We start from the raw sequence: 9,764 nt of genomic DNA on the forward strand, positions 1-9,764 counted from the left end.
GATGATAGTGCTGCAACCAGTGTGAAAGTAGGTTATCGTCAGGCTAGTTATAAGAGAAACCCGACCGCTAACCCGGTCGGGTTTTTTGTTTTGGAAAAGCCCCATTGGCGTTTGCGATGAACACCGCAAGGCGTCGATGGGGCTTTTCGTTGTTTCGCCACTCCCCGCAATATTTCCCAAAGGGAAGAGCGTTGTGCTAAATTTGCTCTCTGGTCACCAAGACAGCAATCTTGCCAGTCACTCTACCGATGAAAAAAACCACGTTGGCCAAGTTTTTGGCTGCTGGAGCGATCTGCACCACGGCGCTTTTCGCGTGGCGTACCTTTGGCTGGGGTTACATGGCGCCGGTCAACAGCCTCCATCTCGATCTCGCCAAGCCAGATGCGCTGGTGCTCACCGAAAGCCTCTCCACGCTTCCGCGTGACCTGCTCTCAATTCCGCTCGCACGTGACGTACTGCGCGAGGACTTCCTGTTCTATTACGAGCAGAACGAAGACCGCCTCGGCCTGAAAGGGAGCCTGCGCCGCATCGCGTACGAACACGAACTGACCTGGGGCGACCAGCTGATCCGCATGGTGCTGGACGAACCCGCCGAAGTGGCATTGTGGCGCGATGGCGACGGCACGCTCAAGCATTTCGCCATCGCCGTCTCGCGCGGCAAACTGGCGCGCCTGCTCGAGGAAGCAGGCAAGGTCGCCCTGAAGGACTCGCAATTGCGCCTGGCCGGCGATGTGAAGGTGGGCAGCGACAAAGTCGCGGTGTACGCGTTCGAGTATGCCTACCAGCGCACACTGCTGGTCGCCGCGCACGGCGAGCGCATGGTCATCCTGTCGCATCCTGGCATGCTCTTCGGCGGGCCGGAAGGCAAGCGCGCGGACGCGAAAGCGGAACAGGTCATCGGCAGCCTCTTGATGGCGGACGCGAAGCACCAGCAGGTGTTCCACGACCAGTTCCGGCTTGGCCCGGGTATCCCGGCTGGGCACAGTGTGGCGGTCAAAGCCGACTTTCTCTCGTTCGGCTACCAGCCTTTCTTCGGCGCGCTGGAGGCGCTGCGCTTCGATTTCAGCAGGGGGCGTTGGCAGTCGCAGGTGCTGATCGACGGCGCAAAGCTGCACAAAGGCGGCTACGACAGCAGCGCACTGTGGGCGGCGCTGCCGTACAACCCGAGTGGATGCTTCAGCGTGCCGGCCGACTGGGCTTCGATCGAGCCGGTCCTGCAGCGCCTGGGCGCAAAGGGAGGCGCAGCATTGCAGCCGCTCGCCACACAATTTAACGGCCCGGCAGCCGCATGCTGGTATGGCACCTCGCGCCTGCATACGCCGGTGTTCATTGCCCGGCGGCGTCAAGCCGCGCCCGCTGCCGCCACGGCCAATGCCGGCACAGATGCGTCTCTCGCCGGCCTGTTCGGCGCGCTGGTTGGCGGCCAGGCCGAGCACAGCATGGACAAGGGCGTGCAGCGCTGGACGCGCACGCTGGGCACGCCTGCGGGCGAGCTGACTCCGACACTTGCAGCCAGCGGCGACCTGATCGTCTTCTCGGCCGACCCTGCCCTGGTCGACCAGGTGCTGGCAGTCCAGCGCAAACAGGCTCCCGCCGCCTCGGACCGTCTGCCGGACGCGGGCCGCACGGTAGGGCTGATCGATCCCGCCGCCTTGTCACAGCTGGTGGAAAAAGAAGCCTTCGACGCACTGCCCGCGTCCAGCGAGCCGGTGCTGCGCGAAGCCGCCGATGCCCACCTCATCCCGCGTCTCGCGGCACTGCGCAAGTACCCCGCCTACCGCATGGTCGTCAAGAGCCTGCCGTCGTCAGGCCTGGCGTGGACACCGCTGGAATGGCAGGCAGCGCAATGAACAAACGGCGTGGCCTGCTGCGGTTGGCGGCAGTATCGTTCGCAGCCAGTGCCGCCGCGCCGGCCGGCGCGTTGACGCATGCGCTGCGCCCGCAGCCGCGCCTGACCCAGGCACAGAGCCGCGCATTCCAGGCCTGGATGATCCGCATCGTCAGCGAGCAGGTCAACCGCGGACCTTCTCCACGCTGGCACCACCGCGATTGCGCGGGCCTCGTGCGCTTTGCCGTCAACGAGGCGCTGGCGGTGCACGATGCCAAATGGATGCGCGCAAACGGCATCCGCAGCGATGCCCGGTTGCCTCCCGAGCTCGAGCTCACCGCCGGGCAGGCGAACCTGCGTAACCGCTGGGTGCAGACCGGCGGCACGGTCGGGCATTTCGTCACTGCTATCGCGCTCGTGCAGAACAACAGCCGGTTCGTCGCGCGCGAAGTCAGCCAGGCGCTGCCCGGCGACCTGCTGTTTTACGACCAGGGCGACATGCAGCACCTGATGGTCTGGATGGGAACCAGCATCGCCTACCACACCGGCACCGTCACCACCGACGATAACGGTCTGCGGATGGTGGGGATCCGACAACTCATGAACTGGAAGGACACGCGGTGGCAACCAGCGGCCAACAATCCCAACTTCGCCGGCGTGTACCGGCTCATGTTTCTCTCCTGATGCGCTCGCTCGCCTGCGTGCTGGCGCTCGCGCTGCTGGGAAGCGCCGCCGCGAGCAACCGCGAGCGGAGCAACTACACAACCTTCAAGGGCCAGCCGTTCTTCCTGCTGTCGGACGCGAGCTACGGCAGCGCCGACGTCGCCCGCGTGCGCCTCGAGGTACCGGGCCGCGATTACGCGCGCGCCAGCCTGGAGCAGTACTCGGGCGCCGACATCGTGGTCTACCGCGTGCCCGAGCCGCTGGAGTTCCTGAAGAAGCAGCGCAACCTGCACCGTATCGAGGTGGCCGGCAATTACCAGGGCGAGGGCCTGGCCAACACGCTGAAGTATTTGTGGGACAGCTGGTGGAAGCAGTCGCGCCTCGCATGGCGCAAGATGTTTTCGTCGCACGCACGGCTGGCCGTGACCCAGGTACAGCCCGGGCTGGCGACCAGCGACGCCATCCGCCGGCCAACCGTTTTCGCCAACCATCCCCAGTACAAGCCCCTGAAGGGCTTCGACATGGTCGACAGCTTCCGCTATCCGATCTGGCACGCAAAGCCGATCGAGCCGCCCAAGGGCGTCAAGCTCGCTGGTTCGAGCAGCCAGTGGATGCCGTCGGGCGGCGGAAACTTGATGATCCCGATCGGTAAGCGCAAGCCGGGCCTGTACCTAGTCGAGGCGATGATCGGCGAACACCGCGCAACCACGCTGGTGTTCGTGTCCGATACGATGGCGGTGACCAAGGTCTCGTCGGGGCAGATGCTGGTGTGGACGGCGCGCCGCGACAATGGCGCCGCGGTGCCGGGTGCGAGCGTGGCGTGGAGCGACGGCGCCGGCATCCTGCAGTCGGGACGCACCGGCGCCGATGGCGTTGCCTCGCTCGAGCGCACGAGTCCCGAGCATACCTACGTTCTGGGCGAAGACAAGAGCGGCGGCGTTTTCGTTTCCGAGAACTTCTACTACGACAGCGAGATCTACAATACCAAGATCTATGCGGTCACCGACCGGCCGCTGTACCGGCCCGGCGACGAAGTGAACGTCAAGTTCTTCGCGCGCGATTTCAAGTCCGCACGCGTCTCGCAGCCAGCCGCCGCGGGCGCGGTTGGCCTGACCGTATATGACCCCAACGGCACCCCGGTGCTGACGCAGGCATTGCAGCTTGGCGCCGAGACGGGCACCGAAACGCGGTTCCGCCTGCCGCCAGGCGCCACTGCGGGAGGCTACGACCTGCGCTTCAGTTTCCAGGACGGGGTGTACGGCGCGGCGTTCCGCGTTGCGGAATACGTCAAGCCGCATTTCGAGATTAACGTGCAACCGTCCAAGTCGGAGTTCAAGACCGGCGAGGCGGTCACAGGCACGATCGCGCTGCGCTACCCGGACGGCAAGCCTGTGAAGAACGCGAAGCTGACGCTGTCGCTGCGCAGCCAGCAGAACACCATGGTCGAGGGCGAGTTGCGCTACAGCGGGTTGTTCCCGGTCGAACTCAAGACGCAGGAGCTGGAGAGCAGCGGCAGCGGCAATGCGGACTTCAGCTTGCCCGCTGCGGCCGATCCGTCGCGCTACATCCTTACTGTGCTGGCGACCGACGGCGCGGCCTATCGCGTGAAGACCACGCGCGAATTGATGATCGAGCGTTCAGCGAGCAGCTACCAGCTCAAGGCGGCGCGCCAGTTCTCGGACCCTGGCCAGACCGTGCACTTCGACCTGGTGCCCGACGGCGCGGCTACCGTGCGTCCGGTGCGCTGGGAGCTCGTGCGGCTCGAAACCCAGACGAAGACCAGCGGCGCTTTCGACCCCGCCGCTCGCGGCTGGGATGTGTCGTTCCCGGCCGCCGGATCGTACCAGCTCAGCTTGCGCGACCAGCGCGGCAACCTGCTGGCCGCCGCCAGCCATTGGGTCAGCGGCGATGGCCTGCAGACTACACCGGGCAGCATCGAGATCGTGCTCGATCGCGCCCGCTATGCGCCGGGCGACACCGCCGAAGCGTTGATTACCTTCTCCGAACCGGTGGACCAGGCGCTGGTCACGCTCGAGCGCGACAAAGTCGAGCACTATGGACTCATGACGGGCCGCTCCGACTGGTTCAGCGCCCGGCGCGTGGCACCGCGGCAGTGGCGGGTACGCATTCCGGTGAAGGACGAATACGGCCCCAACATGACTTTTTCGGTGGCGGTCACCCGCCACGGCGACTTCATGTTCGAGAACGCCGGACTGCAGGTGATCGAGCCGCGCATCGCATTGCAGTTCAAGGCCGACAAGGATGTGTACCAGCCCGGCGAAAAGGTGACGCTGGACCTCACCGCCCAGCTGGACGGCAAGCCGGTGTCCACGCTGGTGGCGCTTGGCGTGGTGGACGAGATGATCTACGTGCTGCAGCCGGAGATCGCGCCGGACATCGGCGATTTCTTCTACCACCCGCGCCGCAACAACGTCCGCACGACCGCCAGCCTGTCGTTCATCAGCTACGATATGGCGCAGGGCCGCGGCGGCGACGCCCCGGTACGGCATAACTACAACGAGCGCGGCGTGAAAGTGCTCGAGCGGCCGCGCCGCGACGACGTGGACACCGCGTTCTGGGCGCCATCGCTCAAGACCGACGAGAATGGTCACGCGCGCGTCACGTTCACCATGCCTGATGCGCTGACCCGCTGGCGTATCACGGCGCGGGCAATGGACGCGCAGGGACGGGTTGGCCAACGCACCGCGTACCTGCGCTCCGACAAAGCCTTCTACACCAAGTGGACGGCTCCCGACTGGCTGCGCCTGGGTGACGCACCGCGCGCATCCGTGGCCGTGTTTAACCAGACCGGCAAGGAACAGGCATTGGACGTCTCCCTCGCGGCGGGTGGGAAGGGCCAAGCCTCCAAGCTGGCCGCGAAGCCGGGCGTCAATTACGTCGAATTCCCGGTGCCGCCGGGCGGAGGACCGCTCCGCCTCGAAGTCCGGCAGGACGGCAAGGTGGTGGACGCGCTTGACGCGACAATGCAGGCCTTGCCCGCAGCCTGGAGCAGCGCGCGTACGCTCGCCGTCCCGCTGTCGGGCAAGGAAGCGCTCCTGAAACTGCCGGCGGACGCGCGCAACGTCCGCGTATCAATCGCGTCCAACGCGGCCAGTCATTTCGCCCGCGTGGCCGACGACCTGATCGAGTATCCGTACGGGTGCGTGGAACAGACCTCGAGCCGCCTGATCCCGCTGACCATGGCCGTGCAAAGTCTTGGTCCGGACGCGGCCGGTGTGCGCGAGCGGCTGATGGCGACGCTCCAGGCCCAGCGCCTGCGGCTGGTCGCGATGGCCGGACCGCAGGCGGTCTTCGGATGGTGGGGTAACGGAACCGAGGGCAATGCCCTGATGACGGCGTATGCCTACTATGCCGACTGGCAGGCAGCCCGCGCGCTTCGCATCAGCTTGCCGCCAGAGCACTGGAATAACCTGATTGCGGTGTACCAGCAACATGGATTGAAGATGCCGCTGATGGATCGCGCACTGGTTCTGTGGTTCGCGCACCAAATGGACCTGCCGACCCAGACGCTCGCTGCGGGCCTGGTCGAAGACAGTGCCAACGCTGCGCTCCCCGCCGGGCGCCAGCTGCCCATGACCAGCTCGCTGCTGCTGGGCGCTGCCCCTGACGAGGCCATGGGGCTCGCGCTGCTGGCGGTGGTCGCATCCGAAAATGGCGTTGCACTCCCACCCGCGTTGAGCCAGCAGGTGGCTGCGGCCTGGAAGTCCTTACAAGCGAATCCGGCGCCGGTGGCCCAGGCCTTGCTGATGCTGGGCGGCCAGCTCCCACCGGCGCAGGCCGACGCTGTCCTGGCCGCTGTACGCTCGGATATGCCGACCATGGACCGGGCACTGGCGCTGGTCTGGATACAGAAGAAGCTCGGCGGCCCGCAGCCGCCAAGGCCACCAGCCGTTGCGCTGGAGGGGCAGTGGCAGGCAGTGGACAGCCAGGCAGTGAATCCTTCGTGGCGCTGGACTGGAGGTGCCGCCCTGCCTGACCGGCTGCGCCTGGCCCAGGCTGCGCCCGCGGGCACGGTCGCGATCGTCCAGTACGAAAGCCGCGCCGCCGAAGCACACGCGTTGCCGGTCGTGGTCGAGCGGCGCATCTTGCGCATGAAGCAGGAAGGCGCCGGCTATCGCACCGAAGCCGTCGAACCGGGCGAGGCCCTGCGGACCGACGAGTTGTACATGGACGAGATCACCCTTAAGCCTGCGCCGGGGGCACGCCATCGCTATGGCCTGCTGGAGGTGGCGCTGCCGCCGGGCGCGGCGGTGGAAGCCAGCACCTGGGGCATCAGAATGCTTGGCGGCCCTGAACCGGTGCCCCTGGAGCGCGCGCGCCGCGTCGAACGGCGCGACGGCTATGCCGTGCCGATCGAGCCGCTGGCCGGCGAAACCAAAGTGCGCCACCTGCTACGCTTTGCGCAGAAGGGACGGTATGTGCTGCCGCCGGCGCGCTTCTATCGCATGTACCAGCCTGAGCAGAAGGCAATCGAGGGCGAGGGTAAGCTTGTTCGCACGGTCCAGGTGGAATAAACATGCGAAGGCTGCTTCCCGTCCTGCTGCTGGCCGCATGCGCTCCGCTGACCGCGGCGACGCTGGATGTCGCCTGGCTCAGGGATGGGAAGTTCGCTTCCACGCAGCTGCATCAGGGTGGAACTGCAATGTCCATGGTCGACGCGGACACCGAAGTCCCCTTGGGCAGCCTGTGGAAGTTGTTCGTTTATTTGTACGCGGTCGATACCGGTTTGCCTATGCCCGACTATCACTGCACCGGCAGGCTCCCCGACGAATCGTATTGCTGTGAAGCGGGCGGCAGCGTGGACCGGAATGCCGCGCTGGCCCAGTCCTGCGGCCTGTTTTTCGCGCCGGACCGGCTCATGCTGTCGCGCGCGCCGTGGCAGCGCTACTGGACAGGTCGCCTCAGGGCCGCATTGGCCGGCGAGTTTGCGTGGATGGCCGACCCGGCGCAGCTTTCACCTGGCCGGATTGTGCGATTGGGAAGCCTGTTGCGCGTCCTCGATGCCGTTTCGCCCGCCAGCCGTGCGGAGGCCGAAGCAGCGCTGCTGCGCGTGGTGCTGGACGGGCGCGGCGCGGACACGGTGCGCTGGTTCGGCAGCCGGCTTCGCGTGAAGACCTTCTCGTGGCACCAGCCGGCCCGCCCGAAAGAGCGGCTGGGCGGGGCAGCAGGGTGGCTCGCGGACGGCACGCCGATCTGGTTCGCGGGCAGCGACACCAGCAGCGGCATTTTCCAGAGATGGGCCCCGCACCTGGCCGCGGCCCTGCCGCCCGTGGGCGATGCGGCAGACAGCGGCTGCGTGGTCGTCGACTTCTTCACCCGGTATCCGGTGCGCGGCGTGCGCGGCCCGAATGGTCCAGCCGCGCCCGGCCCGCTCAATGGCCGTTATGTCGTCGAGTTCGAAAATGGAAAACGCCTCGCGTTTCGGAGCACGGGGGAGATGACGCTCGCGGTGGATAGCGGCGGCCGCCCGCGCGTGCAGGGCAGGTTCGGCGTGAATGAATATGTGGGCCGGGTGCTTGACCGGGAAGGCAATGCCGCGCAACCCGAAGCGGCGAAGGCGCTGGCCGTGGCCGCGCGCACCTACCTGCAGCAGAACGCGAGGCTGGCCGCGTCGTGCCAGCAGATCAACGACAGCAGCGCAACCCAGCGCGTCAGCCCCAATCCCGCGTCAGCTGGCGCGCTGTCGATAGCACGCTGGACCGACCGGCTGGTCATCGAGGGCACGCCAGTCACCTATCATCGCGACTCGCCCGCTCCTGGGAGGCTGGCGTGGACCCAGGCCGTCGAAGAGGCAAGGGCAGGGCGCTGGTTCGACGCGATCCTTGCGCAGGCCTATCCGAATGGCGTGCTGGGCACGTCGGCAGTGGGCGGCCAGCGCTGCCAGCGCCTGCACGATAACGAAGAATGGCTGTCGCGCATGCTGCCGCGCTGGGAGCGTGTCCTGGGTACGCAGCCAGGCTACGAGCGTCCCGCGCAGCTGCCGCTGGTGTGCGCTCTTGCCGCCGGGGCTCCTTATTCCGAGCAGTCCCGCAACCGGATCTTCATGCGGCCGCTCGCAACGCGGGAAGACCGCATCACGCTGGCGCACGAATACGTGCACATCGGCTTGCGCCGTCATCCGCGCGGCCATGACGAAGCCTATGTGGAACAGCTGGCGCGCCGGCTGGCTGACTTGAACCTGGAGAGGTTGTGACAATGACGCCGCGTTGTGCATTACGGAGCTTACACTTGTTAAATCTTTTATCTACTAGCGCCATGAAGTCGCCCTGGATGATCCTGTGCGTGCTGGCGCCTTGCGCCTACGGCCAGGTCAGCATCGATTCACCGAAAGGCGGCTGGCGCAATTCGGCCGGCGCGCGCGAAGAGTACAGCCAGGTGGTCAACTACCCGGCTTCGTCCGTCAACCTCCAGGCCGGGCAGGGCGAAACCGCGCAGATTCGCGGACGCATTGCCCGCGCCCCAAAGGATAAACCCGCGACGCTCGTGGTCAACGGCGTGGCCATGCCGATCGAGGTGCATGAAGACGGCAGTTTCGTGCGCCCCTACAGTTTCGGTCGCGGCGCGAACGGAGTGGAAGTGCGTTCGCCGGACGGCCAGGCGCGTGCGCGTGTCCAGTTCTACGACGCCTATGAGGGGAAAACGCAGCCGCGGCTGCGCGTGGTGCTGACGTGGGACACACCGGGCACGGATCTGGACCTGCATGTGGTGGGCCCCGACGGAGCGCATGCTTGGTATGGCAACCGGGTGATGCCGAACGGCGGGGCGCTGGACGTGGACGTAACTACCGGCTACGGGCCGGAGATATTCTCCAGTGCGGCGCCGATCAGCGGGAACTACCACGTGTGGGTGAATTACTACGGCAGCGGCCGGAACCGGTCCGCGCTGACCGTGGCGCAGGTGTCCATCATCACCAACGAGAACACGCCCCGTGAAAAGCAGCAGACGTTCCGCGTGCCGATGCGGGCAGCGGGAGAACTCACCCTCATCAAATCCTTCGTCTTTCCCTGAATGAGAATCCCTACTCGTTTCTTCGCGGCCCTTGTCAGCCGCGTCGCCGTTTGCTATAGTGCGCGTCCTGCTTCGGTTGCGACCGAAAAGCTTAGCGAAATCAAGTAGTTAAGTTGTTAATGATGCCTTCAGGAAACTGAAGCGAAGCAAAAAATGAAGTTGACGAATATCGCGAAACACTGCATAATCTCGCTTCTCTGCTGCTGACGAACACAACGATTCGCAGAACGCAGCAAGGCAGCCC

5 protein-coding genes are annotated in these 9,764 nt (G+C 65.9%); all 5 read left to right on the forward strand.

What is annotated here, in order from left to right; genetic code table 11:
- Positions 1–248: 248 nt before the first annotated feature.
- Positions 249–1,850 carry a DUF2138 family protein gene (locus E4O92_RS09985; protein WP_167759750.1) on the forward strand — a complete coding sequence of 534 codons (1,602 nt, stop codon included), beginning with the start codon at positions 249–251 and terminating at the stop codon, positions 1,848–1,850.
- Positions 1,847–2,512 (forward strand): DUF1175 domain-containing protein, encoded by a 666-nt coding sequence (locus tag E4O92_RS09990; RefSeq protein ID WP_229483224.1) that lies wholly within the window; start codon positions 1,847–1,849, stop codon positions 2,510–2,512. The genes E4O92_RS09985 and E4O92_RS09990 overlap by 4 nt, the downstream gene beginning before the upstream one ends.
- Positions 2,512–7,026: an alpha-2-macroglobulin family protein gene (locus tag E4O92_RS09995; protein WP_135189622.1), complete on the forward strand. Its 4,515-nt coding sequence runs from the start codon at positions 2,512–2,514 to the stop codon at positions 7,024–7,026. Before E4O92_RS09990 ends, E4O92_RS09995 begins: the two co-directional genes overlap by 1 nt.
- Positions 7,027–7,028: 2 nt before the next feature.
- Positions 7,029–8,705, forward strand: a complete 1,677-nt coding sequence (locus E4O92_RS10000; RefSeq protein ID WP_135189623.1) for a DUF2300 domain-containing protein — start codon at positions 7,029–7,031, stop codon at positions 8,703–8,705.
- Between the two features lie 62 nt (positions 8,706–8,767).
- The gene (locus E4O92_RS10005; RefSeq protein ID WP_135189624.1) at positions 8,768–9,520 is read left to right on the forward strand and encodes a YfaP family protein; all 753 of its coding nucleotides are present in this window, start codon (positions 8,768–8,770) and stop codon (positions 9,518–9,520) included.
- Positions 9,521–9,764: the final 244 nt, after the last annotated feature.

Source organism: Massilia horti (genome assembly GCF_004614195.1).
Lineage (GTDB): Bacteria > Pseudomonadota > Gammaproteobacteria > Burkholderiales > Burkholderiaceae_D > Telluria > Telluria horti.

Bases quoted from the DNA above. Each gene is read 5' to 3' on its own strand.
- E4O92_RS09985 (WP_167759750.1), top strand. From the start codon at position 249: ATGAAAAAAACCACGTTGGCCAAGTTTTTGGCTGCTGGAGCGATCTGC.
- E4O92_RS09990 (WP_229483224.1), top strand. From the start codon at position 1,847: ATGAACAAACGGCGTGGCCTGCTGCGGTTGGCGGCAGTATCGTTCGCA.
- E4O92_RS09995 (WP_135189622.1), top strand. From the start codon at position 2,512: ATGCGCTCGCTCGCCTGCGTGCTGGCGCTCGCGCTGCTGGGAAGCGCC.
- E4O92_RS10000 (WP_135189623.1), top strand. From the start codon at position 7,029: ATGCGAAGGCTGCTTCCCGTCCTGCTGCTGGCCGCATGCGCTCCGCTG.
- E4O92_RS10005 (WP_135189624.1), top strand. From the start codon at position 8,768: ATGAAGTCGCCCTGGATGATCCTGTGCGTGCTGGCGCCTTGCGCCTAC.